This is a genomic window from Pseudoalteromonas sp. SG43-8, from assembly GCF_014164245.1.
In the GTDB taxonomy this organism is placed as follows: Bacteria; Pseudomonadota; Gammaproteobacteria; order Enterobacterales; family Alteromonadaceae; genus Pseudoalteromonas; species Pseudoalteromonas distincta.
Genome location: NZ_JACJEX010000007.1, coordinates 126,312 through 147,319, shown reverse-complemented (window position 1 = coordinate 147,319; position 21,008 = coordinate 126,312). Strand labels below are relative to the sequence as shown.

The 21,008-nt window shown below is 40.7% G+C and carries 20 protein-coding genes; 12 read left to right on the top strand and 8 right to left on the bottom strand.

Annotated features, from left to right (window positions below):
- Positions 1-120: 120 nt before the first annotated feature.
- The 4 genes from clpX to H5122_RS14095 all read left to right on the top strand — a co-directional run bounded on the left by clpX (position 121) and on the right by H5122_RS14095 (position 6,472).
- Complete coding sequence (clpX, locus tag H5122_RS14110; RefSeq protein ID WP_182682342.1) at positions 121-1,404, top strand: ATP-dependent protease ATP-binding subunit ClpX; 1,284 nt, start codon at positions 121-123, stop codon at positions 1,402-1,404.
- A gap of 151 nt (positions 1,405-1,555) precedes the next feature.
- The gene (gene lon, locus H5122_RS14105) at positions 1,556-3,925 is read left to right on the top strand and encodes an endopeptidase La (RefSeq protein WP_149591824.1); all 2,370 of its coding nucleotides are present in this window, start codon (positions 1,556-1,558) and stop codon (positions 3,923-3,925) included.
- 183 nt (positions 3,926-4,108) lie between these two features.
- Positions 4,109-4,399, top strand: a complete 291-nt coding sequence (locus H5122_RS14100) for an HU family DNA-binding protein (protein ID WP_158000827.1) — start codon at positions 4,109-4,111, stop codon at positions 4,397-4,399.
- Between the two features lie 171 nt (positions 4,400-4,570).
- Complete coding sequence (locus H5122_RS14095) at positions 4,571-6,472, top strand: SurA N-terminal domain-containing protein (protein ID WP_182682341.1); 1,902 nt, start codon at positions 4,571-4,573, stop codon at positions 6,470-6,472.
- A 53-nt stretch (positions 6,473-6,525) separates the two neighbouring features.
- Here H5122_RS14095 and H5122_RS14090 read toward each other — a convergent pair whose 3' ends face one another.
- The 7 genes from H5122_RS14090 to pspF form a co-directional block, all read right to left on the bottom strand.
- Positions 6,526-6,996: a VOC family protein gene (locus H5122_RS14090; protein ID WP_024597287.1), complete on the bottom strand. Its 471-nt coding sequence runs from the start codon at positions 6,994-6,996 to the stop codon at positions 6,526-6,528.
- Positions 6,997-7,084: 88 nt separating this feature from the next.
- Complete coding sequence (locus H5122_RS14085; RefSeq protein ID WP_002958339.1) at positions 7,085-7,846, bottom strand: ATP-binding cassette domain-containing protein; 762 nt, start codon at positions 7,844-7,846, stop codon at positions 7,085-7,087.
- Entirely contained in the window at positions 7,846-8,838 is a 993-nt protein-coding gene (locus H5122_RS14080; protein WP_002958338.1) for an oligopeptide/dipeptide ABC transporter ATP-binding protein, read from the bottom strand. The genes H5122_RS14085 and H5122_RS14080 overlap by 1 nt, the downstream gene beginning before the upstream one ends.
- Complete coding sequence (locus H5122_RS14075; protein ID WP_002958337.1) at positions 8,839-9,732, bottom strand: ABC transporter permease subunit; 894 nt, start codon at positions 9,730-9,732, stop codon at positions 8,839-8,841. It abuts the gene before it with no gap.
- A complete protein-coding gene (locus H5122_RS14070; RefSeq protein WP_002958336.1) occupies positions 9,719-10,753 on the bottom strand; it encodes an ABC transporter permease subunit in 1,035 nt (344 codons plus the stop codon). Before H5122_RS14070 ends, H5122_RS14075 begins: the two co-directional genes overlap by 14 nt.
- Positions 10,753-12,360, bottom strand: a complete 1,608-nt coding sequence (locus H5122_RS14065) for an ABC transporter substrate-binding protein (RefSeq protein WP_024596506.1) — start codon at positions 12,358-12,360, stop codon at positions 10,753-10,755. The genes H5122_RS14070 and H5122_RS14065 overlap by 1 nt, the downstream gene beginning before the upstream one ends.
- A 15-nt stretch (positions 12,361-12,375) precedes the next feature.
- Positions 12,376-13,440, bottom strand: coding sequence for a phage shock protein operon transcriptional activator (gene pspF, locus H5122_RS14060; protein WP_182682340.1), 1,065 nt, complete (start codon positions 13,438-13,440; stop codon positions 12,376-12,378).
- A 186-nt stretch (positions 13,441-13,626) separates the two neighbouring features.
- Between pspF and pspA the strand changes: the two genes are divergently transcribed.
- From pspA to H5122_RS14020, 8 genes are all read left to right on the top strand, one after another.
- Positions 13,627-14,286 carry a phage shock protein PspA gene (gene pspA, locus H5122_RS14055; RefSeq protein ID WP_182672008.1) on the top strand — a complete coding sequence of 220 codons (660 nt, stop codon included), beginning with the start codon at positions 13,627-13,629 and terminating at the stop codon, positions 14,284-14,286.
- Between the two features lie 74 nt (positions 14,287-14,360).
- Positions 14,361-14,594 carry an envelope stress response membrane protein PspB gene (gene pspB, locus H5122_RS14050; RefSeq protein ID WP_024596504.1) on the top strand — a complete coding sequence of 78 codons (234 nt, stop codon included), beginning with the start codon at positions 14,361-14,363 and terminating at the stop codon, positions 14,592-14,594.
- Positions 14,591-14,992, top strand: coding sequence for an envelope stress response membrane protein PspC (pspC, locus tag H5122_RS14045; RefSeq protein ID WP_024596503.1), 402 nt, complete (start codon positions 14,591-14,593; stop codon positions 14,990-14,992). Before pspB ends, pspC begins: the two co-directional genes overlap by 4 nt.
- 63 nt (positions 14,993-15,055) lie before the next feature.
- Positions 15,056-16,474, top strand: a complete 1,419-nt coding sequence (locus H5122_RS14040; RefSeq protein ID WP_182682339.1) for a YcjX family protein — start codon at positions 15,056-15,058, stop codon at positions 16,472-16,474.
- A complete protein-coding gene (locus H5122_RS14035; RefSeq protein ID WP_008134762.1) occupies positions 16,471-17,496 on the top strand; it encodes a TIGR01620 family protein in 1,026 nt (341 codons plus the stop codon). Before H5122_RS14040 ends, H5122_RS14035 begins: the two co-directional genes overlap by 4 nt.
- A gap of 415 nt (positions 17,497-17,911) precedes the next feature.
- Entirely contained in the window at positions 17,912-19,093 is a 1,182-nt protein-coding gene (gene megL / locus H5122_RS14030) for a methionine gamma-lyase (protein WP_007580969.1), read from the top strand.
- Between the two features lie 237 nt (positions 19,094-19,330).
- Positions 19,331-20,128 (top strand): phenylalanine 4-monooxygenase, encoded by a 798-nt coding sequence (gene phhA / locus H5122_RS14025; RefSeq protein WP_008134775.1) that lies wholly within the window; start codon positions 19,331-19,333, stop codon positions 20,126-20,128.
- Between the two features lie 37 nt (positions 20,129-20,165).
- Complete coding sequence (locus H5122_RS14020) at positions 20,166-20,510, top strand: 4a-hydroxytetrahydrobiopterin dehydratase (RefSeq protein WP_002958326.1); 345 nt, start codon at positions 20,166-20,168, stop codon at positions 20,508-20,510.
- 47 nt (positions 20,511-20,557) lie between these two features.
- Here the strand turns inward: H5122_RS14020 and H5122_RS14015 are convergent, their stop codons facing one another.
- On the bottom strand, positions 20,558-21,007 hold the full coding sequence (locus H5122_RS14015) for a hypothetical protein (protein ID WP_182682338.1): 450 nt from the start codon (positions 21,005-21,007) through the stop codon (positions 20,558-20,560).
- Between the last annotated feature and the right edge of the window lies 1 nt (position 21,008).

Here is a 21,008-nt window from a genome sequence, read left to right as displayed (position 1 = left end):
GACTGCCTGTTTGCCACTTTGAGTTACTATGCGAAAACCAATAAATTTTGGTATAGTTAAAGCGTATTGAAATAGCCGCCAATAGTTTTGGTGGCCAACGTAATAAAATGAGGTAGCTGAATGTCTGACACTCCTACAGACGGCGACAAAAGTAATAAATTGTTATACTGCTCTTTTTGTGGCAAAAGCCAACATGAAGTGCGTAAATTAATTGCAGGCCCTTCAGTATACGTTTGTGATGAATGTGTAGAGTTGTGTAACGATATTATCAGGGAAGAGATCAAAGACATTGCTCCTAAGCATGATACGTCTGACAAACTACCTGTACCAAAAGAAATTCGTAAACACTTAGACGATTATGTTATTGGTCAAGATCATGCTAAAAAAGTATTGTCTGTTGCCGTTTATAACCATTATAAACGCCTACGTAACCAATCGACTAAGCAAGACATTGAATTAAGTAAAAGTAATATTTTGCTTATCGGCCCAACAGGTAGTGGTAAAACATTACTTGCAGAAACATTAGCGCGCCTACTTGACGTGCCGTTTACTATGGCCGATGCCACTACATTAACCGAAGCAGGTTATGTAGGTGAAGATGTTGAAAACATCATTCAAAAGCTTTTACAAAAGTGCGATTACGATGTTGAAAAAGCACAGCGCGGTATTGTCTACATCGATGAAATTGACAAGATTTCTCGTAAATCTGATAATCCTTCAATTACGCGTGATGTATCAGGCGAGGGCGTTCAACAGGCGCTACTTAAACTGATTGAAGGCACCGTTGCTTCTGTTCCACCGCAAGGTGGTCGTAAACATCCACAGCAAGAGTTTTTACAAGTAGATACATCTAAAATCTTGTTTATTTGTGGTGGTGCATTTTCAGGCCTAGATAAAGTAATTGAGCAACGTAGCCATAAAAACACCGGTATCGGTTTTGGCGTTAGCGTAAAAGAGTCTGCGGCGAGTCGTTCTTTAAGTGAAGCATTTAAAGACGTAGAACCAGAAGATTTAGTTAAATATGGCTTAATTCCTGAGTTTATAGGCCGTTTGCCGGTAGTGGCTACATTAACTGAGCTTGATGAAGCAGCTCTTGTGCAAATATTGAGTGAACCTAAAAACGCGATTACTAAACAGTTTTCAGTATTGTTTGGTATGGAAGATGTTGAACTTGAGTTTCGCGATGATGCCTTAGCTGCTATTGCTCACAAAGCAATGGAGCGTAAAACAGGTGCACGTGGTCTTCGTTCAATTGTTGAAGGCGTGTTACTTGATACTATGTACGAACTTCCTTCAATGGATGATGTAAGCAAAGTGGTTATTGATGAAACCGTTATTAAAGGTGAGTCAGATCCAATCTTGATTTATGAAAATAATAAGCAAGATAAAGCTTCATCAGAATAGTTTTTAAGCTATTTGAATGGAAAAAGGAGCCTTAGGCTCCTTTTTTTATAATTAATTTAATCGAGTTAGGGAAAATTGTTGAACTTTAATTAGGTTATCCCCATATACTTGAGTAATCTTTAAAATAAATGAAGTGCGAAGAGAAACTATAATGACGCTTGAGAGAACCGACCGAGTCGAAATCCCAGTCCTTGCACTGCGCGATGTTGTGGTATATCCGCACATGGTGATCCCGCTTTTTGTTGGCCGTGAAAAATCAATAAAATGCCTAGAAGCGGCAATGGACAAAGACAAACAAATTTTCTTGGTTGCACAAAAAGATGCAACTGTAGATGAACCAGAGCAAGATGATATTTATCGTATCGGTACTATTGCCACTGTACTTCAGTTATTAAAATTACCAGACGGTACAGTTAAAGTTTTAGTCGAAGGTACACAGCGCGCACAAATTGAAGAGTTTGTTGATAACGATGATTTTTTTGTCGCTAATGCTCAATTTATTGAATCTGATTCTGTAGATGAACAAGAGCAAGATATTTTTATCCGAAGCGCAATTAGCCAGTTTGAAGGCTATGTAAAGCTAAATAAAAAAATTCCACCTGAAGTACTAACTTCGGTTTCAGGTATTGATGAGCCAGCACGCCTTGCCGACACAATGGCAGCGCATATGCCGCTTAAAGTACCTGAAAAACAAAAAGTGCTCGAAATTTCAAGTGTTACAGAACGTCTTGAATATTTAATGGCACTAATGGAAGGCGAAATAGACTTATTGCAAGTTGAGAAGAAAATTCGTACCCGCGTTAAAAAGCAGATGGAAAAATCTCAGCGCGAGTATTACCTCAATGAGCAAATGAAAGCCATTCAAAAAGAACTTGGTGAGCTTGATGATGTGCCTGACGAATTTGAAGCGCTTAAAAAGCGTATTGAAGATTCTGGCATGCCTGATGAAGCTAAAGAAAAGGCAACTACAGAGCTCAATAAGCTTAAAATGATGTCGCCAATGTCTGCAGAAGCAACTGTAGTGCGTTCATACATAGATACATTAATTAATGTGCCATGGAAAAAACGCTCTAAAGTGAAAAAAGACTTAGCAGGCGCACAAAAAATTCTTGATAGCGATCACCACGGCTTAGATAAAGTAAAAGAACGCATTATTGAGTACCTCGCGGTGCAACAGCGTACTAATAAGCTCAAAGGGCCAATTTTATGTTTAGTTGGACCACCTGGTGTTGGTAAAACATCACTTGGGCAATCTATAGCGCGTTCTACTGGTCGTAAATATGTGCGTATGGCACTTGGCGGCGTTCGCGATGAAGCTGAGATTCGCGGCCATCGTCGTACCTACATTGGTTCTATGCCAGGCAAGCTAATTCAAAACATGTCTAAAGTGGGCGTTAAAAACCCATTATTCTTGTTAGACGAAATCGATAAGATGTCATCTGACATGCGCGGTGACCCAGCATCAGCATTGTTAGAGGTGCTTGATCCCGAGCAAAACAGTCATTTTGCCGATCACTATCTTGAAGTAGATTATGATTTATCTGACGTTATGTTTGTAGCAACATCAAACAGCTTTAACATTCCTGGTCCATTGTTGGACCGTATGGAAGTTATTCGCTTGTCGGGTTACACCGAAGATGAAAAGCTAAACATTGCAAAAGAGCACTTAATTACTAAACAAGTTAAACGTAACGGCTTAAAAGAGTCTGAAATAGTTATCGAAGACAGCGCAATTATTGGCATTATTCGTTATTACACACGTGAAGCGGGTGTACGTAACCTAGAGCGCGAAATTTCGAAACTATGCCGTAAAGCAGTTAAAAATATCTTACTTGAAAAAGACACTAAAATAGTGACCATCAATCAAGATAACCTAGAAGACTTTTTAGGTGTGCAGCGCTTTGACTATGGCAAAGCTGAAGATGGCGACCGTATTGGTCAAGTTACAGGCTTAGCATGGACAGAAGTTGGCGGTGATTTGCTAACAATTGAATGTGCGGCAGTGCCAGGTAAAGGCAAGTTAAGTTACACCGGTTCTCTTGGCGATGTAATGCAAGAGTCGATTCAAGCGGCAATGACGGTTGTGCGTAATCGAGCAGATACTTTTCGTATTAACAGCGACTTTTACGAAAAACGTGATATTCACGTACACGTACCTGAGGGCGCAACACCAAAAGATGGTCCTAGTGCGGGCGCAGCAATGGTAACGGGTCTTGTATCTAGCTTAACGGGTAATCCTGTACGAGCAGATGTTGCTATGACTGGTGAAATTACGCTACGCGGTGAAGTACTTCCGATTGGTGGCTTAAAAGAGAAGTTATTAGCGGCGCATCGTGGTGGAATTAAAACAGTGATCATTCCAAAAATTAACGAACGTGACTTAAAAGAGATACCAGACAACGTGCTGGCAGGTCTTGATATTCACCCAGTTACTTGGATTGACGAGGTGTTAAAGCTTGCTTTAGTGCATCCTGTTGAGAGTTTTTCGGTCGAAACACCTAAAAACCAAGAAAAAACATAAAAAAAGTGCTTTTTAGGGCTTTTCAAATCTAAACGGTATGATAAGTTAAGCACTGGTTTTCAAGCCTAGCCCTTACGGGGCCTAGGCTTAAGAAAAATATAATCATGTGGGCATTAAAAGTTTGCTCTAAAATTTTCAAAAAAGTGATGTTAGTTTAAAAAACCATCGCTCTTGATAATAACAATGAAAGAGGATGATATTGTGAATAAATCTCAATTAATCGATCAAATCGCAGCTGATGCTGACATTTCTAAAGCGGCTGCAGGTCGTGCACTAGATTCATTCATCGAATCTGTATCTGGCGCGCTAAAAGATGGCGACTCAGTTGCACTTGTAGGTTTTGGTACTTTCTCAGTACGTGAACGTGCTGCACGTTCAGGCCGTAACCCGCAAACTGGTGAAACTATCCAAATTGCTGCTGCAACTATTCCAGCTTTCAAAGCCGGTAAAGCGCTTAAAGACGCAGTAAACTAATCACTGTTTTAAACACATTAGTTATGGCGAGTGTAAAGTTACTGATTCACCACAACAGATGAGTTAAGTAACTTTTCCGCCAGTTACTTCAAGTGAAAAAGCGTATCTGGTAAGATACGCTTTTTTTACATGTGACAAGGTAAAATACCTTGATCAAAAAGAGATAAACAAATGCTTGAGAAAATCAGAGAAGGTTCGCAAGGGCCTGTAGCCAAAATAATTTTAGGCGCGGTGATTTTATCTTTTGCCTTAGCAGGGATCGGTAGTTACTTAGGTCAAACCACAGAACAACCCGTTGCTGAAGTAAATGGAATTAAAATTAGTCAAACCGATTTTAACCGTGCTTACCAAAATGAACGTAGCCGTTTAGAGCAGCAATTTGGTGAATACTTTACACAAATTGCAGCTGATCCAAATTACATGGCACAAATTCGTCAAGGTGTAGTTGACCGCTTAGTACAACAAGAATTGCAATCACAGCTAGCGGCTGATTTAGGCCTTCGCGTAAGCGACGAAAGTGTACGTAAAACAATTTTAGAATTACCGTACTTTCAAATTGGTGAAAAGTTTAATAACGACCGTTACCTACAAGTAATTCGTCAAATGAATTTTCAACCAGATGCTTTTCGTGAATATTTACGTAAAGATATGACACGCAGCCAGGTAGTATCTGCTGTTGCAGGTACAGACTTTGCTCTAGAGAGCGAGCTGAAAAGCGCAATTGCTCTTCAGCAGCAAACTCGTAGTATTGATTACGTAGTTGTAAACAAAGAGGCACTTGCGGCGAATGTTGAAGTATCAGATCAAGAAGTATCTGATTACTACGACCTAAACGCATCCCAATTTTTATCTCCAGAGCTTATCTCAGTAAGTTACATTGAGCTTAAAGCTGCAGATATCAATGTTGAATCGGTAACCGAGGATGACGTTAAAGCGTATTATGAGCAAAACAAAGCACAATATGTTGAGCCAGAAAAGCGTCGCGTATCGCATATCTTAATTGATAACAGTGAAGACGATGATGCAGCTAAAGAAAAAGCTAACGCGCTACACGCTCAACTTGAGCAAGGTGCAGATTTTGCAGAGCTTGCTGAGTCATCGTCTGACGATATCGTTAGTGGTGAAATGGGCGGCGATCTTGAGTGGATTGAGCGTGACGTAATGGACCCTGCATTTGAAGACGCGGCTTTCGCGCTTGAAAATAAAGGTGATATTTCTGACGTTGTTACTTCTGAGTTTGGTTATCACATAATTAAACTTACTGATATTCAACCACAACAAGTTAAAGCGTATGACGATGTTAAAGCTGACTTACGTGCTGAATTAGAACAAGCTGAAAAAATAGATGCATTTTACGAAAAGCAAACTGAAATGGGTGCACTTGCATTTGAAATTTCAGACCGCTTAGATGATGCTGCAGAAGTTGCTGAAGTTGAAGTTAAATCTACACCTCTTTTAGCACTTAATGCTCTACCAGAGCCGTTAAACAGCCCTGCAGTTGTCACAGCATTAACATCAGTTGATTTACTTGAAGATAAAGTAAATTCTGAAGTTATTGAGCTTGGCGATGAGCATGCAATCATTGTTCGTATTAACGAGCATAAAGCTGCTGCTACTAAGCCGTTAGATGAAGTAAACGAGGAAATTAAAGCGCGTTTAGTTAATGAAAAATCATCTGAGCTTGCTAAAGAAAAGGCACGTAGCTTATTTGCAGAAGTACAAGCAGGTAAGAGCTTAAACGATGTTGCTAACGAGCAAAGCTTAACACTTCGCCAAGAAGCGCAGTTAACACGTCAAAGCTACACTGTTTCACCTGCTATTGTGACTCAAGCTTTTAAAATGGCTCACCCAGCGGATTCTGCGGTAGTCGATCTCGTTAATTTAAATAATGGTGATGCAGCAATTGTTGCGCTTAAGTCGGTAACAGATGCACAAGTTGCAGCTAATATTGACCCTCAAGCAAAACAAAGCATTACTATGGCGCAAGCTAATAAAAACTACATGGTATTTATTGAAGCGCTTAAAGCCAATGCTGAGCTTAACTTACCAACGGCTACACAAACTGTTGAGTAATTAATTTTAGCTCATAAAGAAAGGCGCTTTTAAAGCGCCTTTTTTATTGTCTTTTAATTACCTCTGGCAATAAACTCAATCCGGTTGCCGCTAGGCTCTCTTATCATCATATGTTGGGTTGGGCCGCTACCTAAGTTTTCGGGTGCAAACTCTATAATAATATTATTTTGCATTTTTAAGTGTTCATGTAGCTCGCTTAACTTTTTGATACTTTCAACACTGAGTGCTAAATGGTGTAAGCCCACATTTTCTGCTCGATTAAACTCCACACGTTTTGCATCGTTTTTCACGCGCCATAATGTAATGGTTATTTTATTGTTTGATAAAAAATAAGCAGGATAGACTGGGTCATTCCCTAGCGTTTTAAAGCCAAGTACATCAGTAAAAAATGCTTTGGATGCATCTAAGTTTGATACAGTTAAACCTAAATGATCAACGCCACCAACCCAATTTGTATCAGCAATAGCTGAGGCTGATAGAAGGAGTAATGGGGAAAGGCTAAGTAGTAACTTTTGTTTAAGCATGAGATCTCTTGTTAATTAAATACAATTAACAAGAAGACCTAGTTAAATACGGTTACCTTACAAAAAAGTTAGGTATTTATAATCTGCTTTAGCAGCTTAATAAACGCTGCGTTACTTTTGATTGAGGGTTTTGAAAAACATCTTCAGTAGGACCGTATTCAACCACTTCGCCTTTATCAAGTACAACTACAAAATCACTAATGTGACGTACTAAACTTAAATGATGAGTGATCATCACATACGTAAGGCCTGTATCGCGCTGCAGCTTAAGTAACAAATTTACTATCTGCGCCCGTATAGAGGGATCTAAAGACGAAACAGCTTCATCAAGTACAATCACCTTAGGATCTAAAATTAATGCACGAGAAAACGCTACACGCTGTAACTGCCCCACGCTAAACATATGCGGGTAGTAGTGTTTATGATCGATTAACAAACCTACCTTAGAAAGCGTTGCATCAATCTTTTCAGTGCGTTCACTAGCATCAAGCTCAGTATTATATTGCAGGCAATCATCAAGCATTTCGCCAATGGTTAAGCCCGGGTTGAGCGATGCAGCTGAATCTTGAAAAATCATACGAATATGGCGACATTGATTATCGCGTACGCCATTATCTTCGATAATATTATTCTCGAGCAAAATTTGCCCGCTATCAGCGCTATCAGCTCCTGAAAGTAGTTTTGCCAACGTACTTTTACCTGCGCCTGTTTCGCCAATTATGGCAATGCTTTCACCTTTACCTACGCAAAATGAAATGTTTTTAAGGACTTCAAACTTTTTACGTGAAAAAAGCCCAGCTCGCACATTAAAGGTTTTACAAAGTGCTTGTACTTTTAACAGTGGCTGCATTACTTCATGTCCTTAATTAACGGGAAGTGACACGCATAACTATGCCCATGATGTTTAGTCAGGGCTGGTGTAACCACACAGGCTTTTTGCGCTTGTGGGCAACGCGGCCCAAGGCGACAGCCAATAGGCAAATGTTGCAAAGTAGGGATAGTCCCTTTAAGCGCATAAAAAGGTTCTTTATGTGCTAAGCCTTGCTCGTAGTCTGGCAAGCTTTTAAGTAATGCTTGCGTGTATGGATGGCGAGGCTGTTTAAATATTTCATGGGTTGGGCCTGCTTCAACCATTTGCCCGCAATATAAAACATGAATGCCATGCGACCAATGTGCAATCTCTTCCAGTTCATGAGAGATCATCAAAATAGACATATTTTTTAGCTGGTTTAAGCTTTTTAGTAACCTAAATACCTGTGCGCGAGTTGTGCTCTCAAGCGCTGTAGTTGGCTCATCAGCGATTAATAGCTTTGGAGTTCGGGCAATGGCCATTGCAATCATTACTTTTTGACATACGCCTTCTGAGAGCTCATGAGGGTAACTACTCAGTACTGCTTCGTGGTTTTTAATGCCCACTTTATGAATAAGCGCTTTTACTCTGTCTTTTCTCTCGCGGTTGCGCTTTAAAAAGAAACCTTTAGTTGCGACCTCTGGGAGTGTTTCGGCAATTTGGTCAAATATTTTAGCGGTTGGGTCAAGGCAGCGACTTGGATCTTGATAGATCATCGCTATATCTTGGCTTACTATTTTACGGCGTTTCTCTGGGCTTAAACGCATTAAGTCTACGCCGCGCCAATGAATACGGTCGGCAGTAATATCCCAGCGTTCGTTCAATACACCAATAATCGCTTTTGCTATTAGGCTTTTACCAGAGCCAGATTCGCCTACAAGCGCATGTACTTCGCCTTCTTTTAAGCTAAAGCTCACTCTGTCTACGGCTCTAATTACAGTTTCAGAGGTACGTAGTTCAATTGTTAAGTTACGAACATCGAGTAATTGCATTTAATCAGCCTTACGTGCTTTTAGCACTTGTCGCAGGCCATCGCCTACTAAATTAGTAGATAACACGGCTAAAAATAACAGTACACCAGGTAGCGCTACAGTCCACGGCGCTAAATAAATAAGGCCCAGATTTTCGGCTAATATTGCGCCCCATTCGGTCGTTGGTGGTTGAGCCCCTAATTTTAAAAATCCCAGTGCTGAAATATCTAATATCGCGGTAGAAAGCGCCATCGTGAATATAACCACAATATGCTCATAAATATTAGGGAAAATACCGCGCGATATTATATGCCAATTAGATGCGCCATCGAGTCTAAACGCAGTAATGTAATCTTTACTTAATTCATCAACAATTAGGTTGCGCACCGAGTGAATAAACTGCGGTAGTAACGCTAAAATAATTGCCCATACGGTATTCATTAAACCAGGACCGAGTATGGCGATTATTATTATGGCCAATAACAAAGAAGGAATAGAAAGTGTTATATCAAGTAAATGATTTAAAAAGCTTGAACGCAACCCTTTACTGATCCCTGCAAAAGTCCCCACTAATACACCAAACAGGGTCGTGATTAGGGCAGCTACAACAGAAAGTCCAAATGTATATGTTGCACCATTCATTAAGCGCGAAAGTACATCACGGCCTAAATCATCGGTGCCTAAAATAAAGCGTACATCGCCCATTTCTCGCCATGAGGGCGGTATGAGTAGTGCATCACTATGCTGTTGGTTTACACCATAGGGCGCTAAAAAAGGAGCGGTGGCGGCCAATAATGCAAACGCCATAAATATCCATAAACCAACCAAAGCTGGGTGATTGTTTTTAAATTTGCGCCAAAATCGCGCAAGTGGCGATTTATTCGACTCTTCAGAAAATAAATTAAACTTTGCCATGGGCCTGATTCCGCGAGAGTGGATCGAATAAAGTGTAAGTAAGCTCAGCAGTAATTGAGGCTAAAATAACAAATAAAGACACCGCCATTAATCCACCTTGAATAGCTGGAAAGTCACGCTGATAAATACTATCGATTAACCATCGGCCAATACCCGGCCAAGAAAAAATAACTTCAGTAATCATCGCAAGTGTTATCAAGGTGCTAAATTGCAAACCAATTTGCTTAATTACCGGTAGTAGTGCATTACGCAGTGCATGGTGCATGATAAGTTGACGGCGGTTAAGGCCTTTTGCCCTAGCTGTTTTAATAAAGTTTTGATCCATTACCTTAAGCATAGACTCGCGAGTAAAGCGCACTAATACCGTGGTTGGATACATGGCCAGTACAATAGTAGGGAGTGTTAAATGGCGCAGCGCATCAACAAAGGCCATTCCTTTATATGGAAATCCAGCTAGAGCAATATCAATTAATATAAACCCTGTACTGGCGGGTATTTCGTAAAGGAGGCCCATTCTGCCCGACATAGGAAACCAGCCAAGCTTTAATGAAAAAACCATTATTAACAACAATGCGAGCCAAAATACAGGCATTGAATAACCTACCATAGTGACAGAGTTTATAAGTTTGTCGGGCCAGCGTTTATGATAGCCAGAGCCTAAAATGCCAGTAGGTACACCAATAACAACCGATACAATTAATGCATATACGCTTAGCTCTAAAGTAGCCGGTAGTAAATCAATAATATGGCTAAACACGCTGTTCCCAGAGGCAAATGAAAGCCCCCAATCGCCTTGAAATATTCTCCCTAAAAAGGCAATGTATTGCATAAAGTAATTGCTGTTGTATAAATATTTATCTTCAAGCTCACTATGCTGTGCAAAGTTACCACTTGGTATGCCACTTAAATTACTTAGCGGATCACCGGGAAATAAATACGCCAGTGAAAACGTAAATACGCTTAGCATTAGTATCATAAAAAAGAACAAACCAAGGCGACGTAAAATATAATCTAAGATCATTATTTCTTCCTCGCATTAGCAAGCGAAATAGCACCAAACGGGCCAAGTGTTATGCCTTCCACATCAGCGCTACTTGCTTGAAAGCGCAAGCCATGAGCAATAGGTAATAACGGCAACTCTTTAATAATTAAGCTTTGTGCATCTTCGTAGTATTTTTTACGTTTGTTTAAATCAGTGGTGTCTAGTGCTTTAGTAAGCAATAAATCAAATTGGGGATTACACCAGTTTGCAGGGTTTTTGCCACTAAAAGTAGCGGTGCAACTCAGCAGCGGGCTAAAAAAGTTATCAGGGTCGGGTGTATCTGCGGCCCAACCAAGTAATACACTGTCGTGCCTATGCTCGCCAATACGTTGAATAAACGTATTCCACTCATATTCTACAATACTGACGTTAACGCCTACTTTGCGTAAATCACTTTGCATAAGCTCAGCCATTTTACGTGCGTTGGGATTATAAATACGACTCACAGGCATAGCCCATATCGTCATATCAAAGCCATTAGGCAACCCAGCTTCAATAAGTAATTTTTTAGCAAGTTCTGGATCAAACGTAGGTATATCTTCTTGTGGCTCAAATGCCCAAGAGGTTGGCGGCAAAATAGATTGTGCGCGAGTACCGTTACCGTAATAAACCGCCTGCATTATTTTATCTACATCTATTGCGTGCGCAAGCGCTTGGCGTACGCGTAAGTCGTCAAACGGGGCACGCTCTGTATTAAATGCCCAATAACCTATGTTTAAGTTTGTTTCTTTTTCGACGTTTATATCATCACGTTGCGCTAAAATGCTCAATTGTGCACTACTTGGATGAGCCGTTACATCGCACTCTTTAGTCAGCATTTTTGCTATGCGCGTAGTGCCATTAGGGGTTATATCGTAAACCAATTGCTCAAGTGCAACGTCATGCTTCCAATAAAGTGGGTTACGGTAAAAGCGCACAAGATGATCTCGGCGGTATTCTTTATAAATATACGGGCCGGTGCCAATAGGGTACTGATCAAATAAGTTTTTTTGATTATTTTTCTTCAGTTTCATGGCGTATTCTTCTGAAAGTACCACGGCAAAGTCGGTAGCCATATTAGCTAAAAAACTACTTTCAGGATTAAACAATTCAAAACGGACTTGGTAGTCAGACACGCGCACAATTTTGCGAATAAGTTGATCAATTCCTACACTTTGAAAATACGGGTAATCGGCATCGCCCACAAAGTGATATGGATTATATACATCGAATAATCGGCTAAAGGTGAATATAACGTCGTCGGCGTTAAAGTCCCGCGATGGGGTAAAATAAGAAGTTGTATGAAACTTTACATCTTTACGCAGGGTAAAGGTAACCGATTTACCATCTTTGCTAATTTTCCAATCGGTCGCCAGCTCACTTTGAAACTCTGCCGTAACAGGGTCAATGCTAATTAAGCGGTCGTATAATTGGTTAGCAATTATATCAATAGTTGAACCGGTGGTCGTGACTTGCGGATTAAACGACACAGGGTTAGCTTCAGCGCAATAAACTAAGCCTTGGTTTTTTTCTTCTATGATTTCTTCTTTGCTATCAAGGCAACCAACTAAAGTGGTGGTAAGCAAAACAAGTAATAATTTATGCACCCGCATAACCTCTGACTATTGTTGATCCAACAAATTGTATTTTTTAAGATAACCACGTAATTGATGATACGTTAAACCAAGTACTTCTGCAGTTTTCTTTTGATTAAATTGGCTATGTTCGAGTGCTTTATTAATCATGTTTATTTCAAAGTCGTTTGAACGCTCTTTTAAGCTGCACGGAAATTGAATATCGACGGCTACATTACTGCTTGCTTGAGCAATCGGTGGTGCAACAACAATAGGCTCGGCATTAACCGTTTGAGCTGCTATAGGTGCTTTAATGCGCACTTTTGGTCTAAATGGGCTATCGAATGGGTCTAAAATAATCTGGTGAACGGGAATATGTTCACTACCGTGGCGATACAAACTGCGTTCAACCACATTTTTAAGTTCACGAATATTACCAGGCCAATCATAACTAAGCAGTGTTTCTGTTGCGCTTCGGGTAAAACCGCTAAACAGTTCCCACTCTAAATCGCGCGCCATATTCATCGCAAACTGCTCAGCAAGAAGCATAATATCGTCTTGGCGTTCGCGCAGTGGTGGCAGGGTAATTACATCAAAGGCAAGGCGATCGAGTAAATCACTTCTAAATTCACCTTGCTCGGCCAAATAAGGAAGATCTTCGTTTGTCGCACACACTAAGCGGGTATCTACTTTTACAGTTTGTTTGCCGCCAACACGTTCAAACTCACCGTATTCTATAACGCGCAGCAGTTTTTCTTGTACCATAGCTGAAGTATTAGCTAATTCATCTAAAAACAGTGTGCCGCTGTTAGCGCGTTCAAAACGACCTTCGTGACGTTTACTTGCCCCCGTAAAAGCGCCGCTTTCGTGGCCAAATAACTCACTTTCGAGTAGGTTTTCGTTAAGCGCTGCACAGTTAAGCTTTACATAGTTTTGATCCCAGCGTTTTGATAAAAAGTGTAAGCGTGCTGCTATTAGCTCTTTACCTGTGCCGCGTTCACCAATAATAAGTACCGGTTTATCTAAATTAGCCAGTTGCGATACCTGATCTAATACAGACAGAAAGCTATCTGATTGGCCGAGTAAATTATCCTGTTGGCGATATTGGCTCATATTTCCTAACTCTTGGTCATTTTTACTAACAGTTAGTGTATTTCATAATTAAGGATAACTAAAGAAATTTGTATATTTAGTTTAACGTCATGAAAATAAAGTGTATTTTAACTTTTAAAAAGTTGGCAAGCATATTGATACTAGTTATAGCAGACTAACTAAGTTTTAATTACAGAGGTAAATGTTATGGGAATTTTTTCACGTTTTGCAGATATTGTTAATTCTAATATCAACGCCATTTTAGATAAAGCAGAAGACCCAGAAAAAATGGTTCGTCTGATTATTCAAGAAATGGAAGATACGCTTGTTGAAGTACGTTCTACATCAGCTAAAACATTGGCTGAGAAAAAAGAAATTGTACGCCGCTTAGATACACTTAAAGCGCAGGTAAGTGATTGGCAAGATAAAGCCGAACTGGCTTTAAGTAAAGACCGCGACGATTTAGCGCGTTCAGCCTTACTTGAAAAGCAAAAGTCGGCAGATGCAGTTGCTTCAGTAACTAGTGAACTTGAACATGTAGAGTCTCATATTGAGAAATTACAGCAAGAAGTAACGACGCTACAAGAAAAGCTAGCAGATGCTAAATCTCGTCAAAAAGCGATTATACTTCGCCAACGTTCGGCTGAGTCGCGCCTTGAAGTGAAAAAGACACTTGATAGCTCAAAAGTAGAAGAAGCACTTAACCGCTTTGAACGTTACGAAACCAAAATTGATGGACTAGAATCTCAAATTGAGTCGTACGATTTAGGTAAAAAGACGTTAGCGGATGAAATTGCTAACCTACAAAAAAATGAAAAGATAGATGATGAGCTAGCCGAACTTAAAAAGAAGTTAGCTGATAAATAATTACATATAAAAATATATGGGGCCCATGTGCCCCATTGCTTAAAAACATCAAAACGGATTGTCAGGAGAGGATTATGTTTGATCCAGAGATATTAGTTGCACCATTTATCTTGTTTATGATTTTTGTTGCTCCGCTGTGGCTAATTTTGCACTACCGTAGCAAGAAACAAGTAAGCCAAGGTTTAAGTGAGCACGAACATCGCCAATTACTTGAGCTTGCACACAAAGCTGAAAAAATGGCTGATCGATTAGAAACACTTGAAGCATTGCTTGATCAAGAGTCACCACAATGGAGACGCAAAGTATGAGTGCCAAACGCGAATTATTAAGAGACCCACAACGCGGTAAAATAGCCGGAGTATGTGCGGGATTAAGTGACTACTTTAATATGGAGTTATGGTTAGTTCGCATTATATTTGTTAGTGCGGTACTGCTAACGGGTGGCCCATTATTTGTGGTAGCGTATATTGCAGCCTGGTTCATTTTAGATAAAAAAGAGCCCGCAACAGCGCAAACAAAAAGCTCAACTAAAACTGACGATCCGCTAGAAGTGAAATTTAAAGTATGGCAAAAAGGCGAGCCGCCGCGCCGCGCATTGCAAGACTTAAAAGAGCGTTTAACGCGTGTAGATACTCGCCTTCAAGATATGGAGCGCCATGTAACTTCAAGCGAGTTTACGGTGAGCCGTGAAATTAACAAACTTTAAAGGATTTAATAGCACCTTATTTGCAGCGTGATAAATTACGGCAAATTAGGTGCAAGACACTTTATGAGCCAATCATTTGCAAAAAAGACCTTTAAAAGCATTAAAGGCAAAGCACAAAAAGCCCTTCATCGCAGTTTAGACCAACACGTAAAGCTTGCCGTAACTGGCCTAAGTGGTAGTGGTAAAACTGCCTTTATTACCGCGCTTGTTAAACACTTAACAACCCAAGCGGACGATAAAAACTTACCTTTTTTTGATGTAATGCGCGAGCACCGCCATGTGGCCACTAAAGTTGTGCCGCAAGAGGCGTTAAAAGTCCCTACGTTTAATTATACCCGCGCGCTAAATTCATTATTACCAAGCGATGGGGTGCCTACATGGCCTGCATCTACCGAGCGTATTAATACGCTACGCTTAGCAATAAAGTATCAAAGTAATGCAGGGCTGCGCGGCCATTTTTCACCGCAATCAACGCTTTATTTAGATATTATTGACTACCCGGGTGAGTGGCTCCTCGATCTACCTATGCTTGAGCAAAGCTATGCTCAGTGGTGCGAGCAGCAATATCCGTTATTAACTCAGCCTTCGCGCGTAAACACATCAAGTGATTTTTTAATGGCCGTTGAGCAACTTGACTTAAACGCTCCCGTTGATGAAAACGCACTTGCCCATATTGCTCAGCTTTATCAAAGCATGTTAGTCGGGCTTAAAAAAGACACCAAACTTGCCATGTTACAACCTGGGCGCATGCTAATGCCTGGCGACTTACAAGGCGCGCCATTGTTATTGTTTTTTCCGGTATCGGGTAAAGTAAATAGTGACGATGTCGTTGCGGGTTCTAATTTAGCGCATTTAATTAAGCGCTTTAACGCCTATATAAAAGAAGTTGTAAAACCATTTTATAATGAGCATTTTAGACACTTCGATCGCCAAATCGTACTTGTAGATGTGCTTAGTGCGTTAAACGAAGGGCACGAAACACTCCAAGAGCAAAGCAGTGTAATAAACCAATTACTCGCACACTTTAACTATGGTGAATCGGGCTTTTTTAAACGTTTATTTAAGCCCAACATAGACAAAATATTATTTGCAGCTAATAAGTCAGATCATATAAGTGCTAAGCACCATAAAGATTTAGCACTGCTACTTGATTCGCTCGTGCATGAGCAAAGTAATCACTTAAAGTTTGATGGTGTAAAAATAGAAACCATGGCTATGTCGTCAATTACAGCAACGCAGCCGCGCCAAATTACCGACAAAGGCCAAACGCTTGACTGCATTTACGGTAAACCATTACACGAGCCTGATTGGCTTACGTATTTACCGCCGCAACCTCCCTCGCGGATGCTTAATAAAAATGAGTGGCCAGCACAGGGATTTGAGTTTTTATCGTTCTCTCCAATGCCGAGCCCCGATAAACAACTAAAACATATTAGATTAGATCATGTCATGCAGTACCTGCTAGGAGACAAATTAACATGAGTGAGTCAAACCAACCATTTCAAGCAGGGCGTCGTATAGATACGCAAAGCATTGAGCAAAACGAACCCGTTTTAGCACCTGCAAAAATTATTCAGCACGGGCAAAGTGATTACGAAGAACTTGAAGATGAAGCACTAGAGCCAGAAATAGATCTAGAGCCTGTATATAAAAAGTCGAAGTGGCAAACACTTAAAGGTGTTTTTGCTATTAGTTTTATAGTGCTGGTGCTTTTAGAGTTTGCGTACTCGTTAGTATTTGCTTTCGAGCAGTCAATTATTTTAGGCAGTGTTTATTTAACCGCAGTTGTAAGTGGCGTGTTGCTAATAGGGCGCTTATTGTGGCGAGAGTACCGAATGCTGCGCAGTTTAAAGCGTAACCAACTGCACCGAGTTGAAGCCGACAGGCTTTTAAACAGCGAGCAAGTAGGCGGTGCATTACCTTGGCTCGAAAAGCTCAATAAACACCAGGAGCTTGATAACTTTGAAACCTTTAAAAACCAAGTAGCGATGCATCACAGCGACAAAGAAATAATGACGCTGTACGCCAACAGTTTATTAATAACCCAAGACACCAAAGCTAAAAAGCTTATAAATCGTTTTGCGACTGAATCCGCACTGCTAGTTGCCCTGAGCCCACTTGCGCTGGTGGATATGATGGCTGTGCTTTGGCGTGGTACTAAGTTAATTGAACAAATTGGTAAAATTTACGGCATTGGTTTTGGTTACGCAAGCCGTATAAAACTGTACCGTATGCTGATAAAACAAGTAATGTTTGTAGGCAGTGCAGAGCTTGTATCTGACCTTGCTGCAACTGCACTAAGTGCTGAGCTTTTAGGTAAGCTTTCGGGACGGGCAGCGCAAGGGGTTAGTGCTGGTATTTTTACAGCGCGTATTGGTTACAAAGCAATGGAGCTTAGTCGCCCATTACCAAGGCTTGAAAACAAACGCAGCTTACTAAAAGGCACTGTGCAAAGCATCGCAGGTAAAATTATGAGCCGTAAAAAGGCGGAACCAACACACTAGGGTCTGTTGAACTTTCAAGGTTAAATTTGCAGCAGTCTGTTTGGTATTTAGGCAAGGCAGAGCCTATGCAATGTGGTTATTCCCCATAAATAGGCGATAACGTAGCATTAATGCCAAACAGGCGCTGCCCAAAGGGTTCTTCCTAGGGGCTATTTACTCTTTGTTGCTCGATTTTTACTTAGCCCACTAGGTTACAAACCTCGCGCCGCGATTAAATAGCCCTTAGTTTGAACAAATTTTAATCCGCAAAGTTCAACAGACCCTAGATTAGCAGTGGCAATATTTGTGTACAAACATGAGCTGCATGGTTTTTACACAAATAGCCATCTGAGCATCCGGCATGCTTGCTGTTTGTAAGCGCATACGTTTTGATTGTTGAATCGCAAAAACATAATAATCAAAAAATGAGCCTACAATGAGCAAGCATCATATAAACACCCAGTGTATTCACGGACCACAAAAAGCAAACGACCCGCACGGCGCACTCACTTCTCCTTTGTATCAAACCTCTACCTTTCATTTTGAAAATGCCGCACAAGGTGCTGCGCGTTTTGCAGGCGACGAACCTGGCTATATTTATACGCGTTTAGGAAACCCCACAACCACAGAGCTTGAGCAAAAAGTTGCTCAACTAGAGAGCTGTGAAGCAGCAGCTGCAACCGCAACAGGTATGGGGGCTGTATCTGCCTCAGTACTGAGCTTTTTATCGCAAGGAGATCACCTTGTTGCCTCAAGTGCTTTGTATGGTTGTACCTTTGCGTTTTTCTCGCATATGTTGCCGCGCTGGGGAATCGAAGTCACTTTTGTTGATATGACCAACGAGGACGAACTACGCGCTGCCATCAAACCTAATTCAAAAATGATATTTGTAGAAACGCCAATCAACCCCACTATGGCGGTTATTGATTTGGCACTTATTGGCGCAGTTGCTAAAGAGCACAATTTAATTAGTGTGGTCGACAACACCTTTTTAACACCGCTACTGCAATCGCCTAAAAAATACGGTATCGACATTATAATGCACAGTGCGACCAAGTACTTAAACGGCCACGGAGACGTAGTTGCCGGTATTGTATGTGGATCGCTTGAGCACATAACACACATTAAAATGACCGTACTAAAAGACATTGGTGCAACCATAAGCCCGCACGACGCATGGCTAATTAATCGAGGTCTAAAAACACTCGCCATTAGAATAGAGCGCCATTGTCAAAGCGCGCAAACGATAGCCGAATATCTAGAAGCGCACCCACAAGTAAGCACCGTATATTACCCGGGGCTTAAATCGCACCCAGGTTATAAGTTTATTGGTAACCAAATGAAAGCCGCTGGTGGTGTTATTGCGTTTGAAATAAAAGGTACGCTACAAGATGGCGCACAATTTATTGATAGTATGAAACTTTGTACACTTGCAGTAAGCCTCGGCGACGCTGAAACACTAATTCAGCATCCTGCATCTATGACTCACTCGCCTTATACGCCAGAGGAGCGAGCCGCCGCTGGAATAAGTGATGGGCTGATCAGACTCTCGGTTGGGCTTGAAGATGTTAACGACATTATTAGTGATTTAAACCAAGCTTTTACTAAAATTGGTTAGGTGTATTTAATTATATACACATAAAAACAAGCTACAGGCCTTTATTTAAAGGTCTGTATTTTTAATGTGCCACAGGTGTAATTTTAACTTTACGATCTAGGTGATCACGCTAAATACTGATGTTAGCCTATCTATTAAACTTTTCTTCACTTTTGCATAGTATGGGGTCATTCGATATTCAATAGGTTTGAGTATCACACTGACACCGATTTAGGGCTCACACCCAAGAAGGTACTTATGGCTAAAGCAAGTAAATACACATCCAAAACACCAGACGAAAATGGTGTTATACACTGGAGTGATGAAGAAAATAAAATTTGGTCTGAGCTTGTAGCGCGCCAACTTGCGTGCATTGAAGGCAAAGCCTGCAGTGAGTACATGCAAGGGTTAAAAAAGATTAACCTGCCGCACGACCGTATTCCGCAGTTAAGCGAGCTAAACGAAGTGTTGCTAGCCACTACCGGTTGGCAAGTTGCGCCAGTACCTGCGCTTATCGACTTTGATGAGTTTTTTAGATTACTGGCAAACAAGCAGTTTCCGGTAGCTACATTTATTCGTAGCCGCGAAGAGTTTGATTACCTACAAGAGCCTGATATTTTTCATGAAATATTTGGCCATTGCGCCATGCTAACTAACCCTGACTTTGCCGAGTTTACGCATAAGTACGGGCAATTAGGTTACGCAGCGCAGAAAAAGGACCGTGTATACCTTGCGCGTATATACTGGTTTACGGTTGAATTTGGTTTAATGCAAACCGAAGACGGTCTGCGTATTTACGGCGGCGGTATTTTATCAAGCCCAGGGGAGACTCAGTACGTATACTCAAATACGCCAGAAATCAGCCCAATGAATGTGCTTGATGTACTGCGTACGCCGTACCGTATTGATATTATGCAACCACAGTACTACACCATAAATTCGATTCATGATCTGTTTGATATATCACAAATGGATATTATGACTTTGGTTGAGCGAGCTAAAGAGCTTGGTTTGCACGACCCAAAATTTCCACCAAAAGAAAAATTAGCCAGTTAAACATTAATGCTAAAAAAGCTAAAAGTAAGGATTTAGAATGTCTTCATTAAGTGCACAAAAATGCGAAGCCTGTCATGTAGATGCGCCAAAAGTATCTGACGAAGAGTTAGCACAATTAATTACTAAAATCCCAGACTGGGTACCAGAAGTACGCGATGGCATTATGCAGCTTGAGCGTGTTTATAAATTTAAAAACTTTAAACAAGCTATCGCATTTACTAACAAAGTAGGTGACATGGCAGAAGACGAAGGCCATCACCCAGGTTTATTAACCGAGTGGGGCAAAGTAACCGTCACATGGTGGAGCCATTCAATTAAAGGCCTACATAAAAACGACTTTATTTGCGCAGCTAAAACAGACGACGTATTTAACGCGCTGTAAACTTTTTAAAGGTTTAACCTTCGCAACAAAAAGCCCGCTAAAGTTATTTAGCGGGTTTTTTTTATACCCTTGTCACTGGCATTTATAGAAATTGAATGAACCTTTAGCTGCTTATCTGAAAACTTACTTTTAAGCATGTCGATAGTTTTTTCTTGTTGCCTACAAGGCGGACAGGGGCCTACATCTTCATCTATTGAGGTGTAAAACAACGTATACTTTTGCTGGGTAAAATCGGGCAATATTGTTAATAGCTGCTCTAAATTACTTTTAATTAAATCAGAATCAGCATGGCTTTGTTTATTTTTAAAAATGGATAAAATATTTGGTAAATATTTATCAGAGTAATGCATCAATTCGCCTTTGCTGTTAAATAAAAACATTTGCGGTGCGGTATTATTAATGGGCGATTTAACCATTTGGTAATGAGAGAAACTGTACTGCTCAGCGTATGTATTTCCGCCGTATATAAGTAGTGTAGCTAGTAGTAATTTGTACATG

Coding starts and splice junctions, on each gene's coding strand:
- H5122_RS14080 (WP_002958338.1), bottom strand. CDS start 8,838: ATGCAATTACTCGATGTTCGTAACTTAACAATTGAACTACGTACCTCT.
- pspF (WP_182682340.1), bottom strand. CDS start 13,440: ATGAGCCAATATCGCCAACAGGATAATTTACTCGGCCAATCAGATAGC.
- H5122_RS14095 (WP_182682341.1), top strand. CDS start 4,571: ATGCTTGAGAAAATCAGAGAAGGTTCGCAAGGGCCTGTAGCCAAAATA.
- lon (WP_149591824.1), top strand. CDS start 1,556: ATGACGCTTGAGAGAACCGACCGAGTCGAAATCCCAGTCCTTGCACTG.
- megL (WP_007580969.1), top strand. CDS start 17,912: ATGAGCAAGCATCATATAAACACCCAGTGTATTCACGGACCACAAAAA.
- H5122_RS14085 (WP_002958339.1), bottom strand. CDS start 7,846: ATGCAGCCACTGTTAAAAGTACAAGCACTTTGTAAAACCTTTAATGTG.
- pspA (WP_182672008.1), top strand. CDS start 13,627: ATGGGAATTTTTTCACGTTTTGCAGATATTGTTAATTCTAATATCAAC.
- H5122_RS14075 (WP_002958337.1), bottom strand. CDS start 9,732: ATGGCAAAGTTTAATTTATTTTCTGAAGAGTCGAATAAATCGCCACTT.
- H5122_RS14020 (WP_002958326.1), top strand. CDS start 20,166: ATGTCTTCATTAAGTGCACAAAAATGCGAAGCCTGTCATGTAGATGCG.
- H5122_RS14015 (WP_182682338.1), bottom strand. CDS start 21,007: ATGTACAAATTACTACTAGCTACACTACTTATATACGGCGGAAATACA.
- clpX (WP_182682342.1), top strand. CDS start 121: ATGTCTGACACTCCTACAGACGGCGACAAAAGTAATAAATTGTTATAC.
- phhA (WP_008134775.1), top strand. CDS start 19,331: ATGGCTAAAGCAAGTAAATACACATCCAAAACACCAGACGAAAATGGT.
- H5122_RS14070 (WP_002958336.1), bottom strand. CDS start 10,753: ATGATCTTAGATTATATTTTACGTCGCCTTGGTTTGTTCTTTTTTATG.
- pspC (WP_024596503.1), top strand. CDS start 14,591: ATGAGTGCCAAACGCGAATTATTAAGAGACCCACAACGCGGTAAAATA.
- H5122_RS14100 (WP_158000827.1), top strand. CDS start 4,109: ATGAAAGAGGATGATATTGTGAATAAATCTCAATTAATCGATCAAATC.
- H5122_RS14035 (WP_008134762.1), top strand. CDS start 16,471: ATGAGTGAGTCAAACCAACCATTTCAAGCAGGGCGTCGTATAGATACG.
- H5122_RS14040 (WP_182682339.1), top strand. CDS start 15,056: ATGAGCCAATCATTTGCAAAAAAGACCTTTAAAAGCATTAAAGGCAAA.
- pspB (WP_024596504.1), top strand. CDS start 14,361: ATGTTTGATCCAGAGATATTAGTTGCACCATTTATCTTGTTTATGATT.
- H5122_RS14090 (WP_024597287.1), bottom strand. CDS start 6,996: ATGCTTAAACAAAAGTTACTACTTAGCCTTTCCCCATTACTCCTTCTA.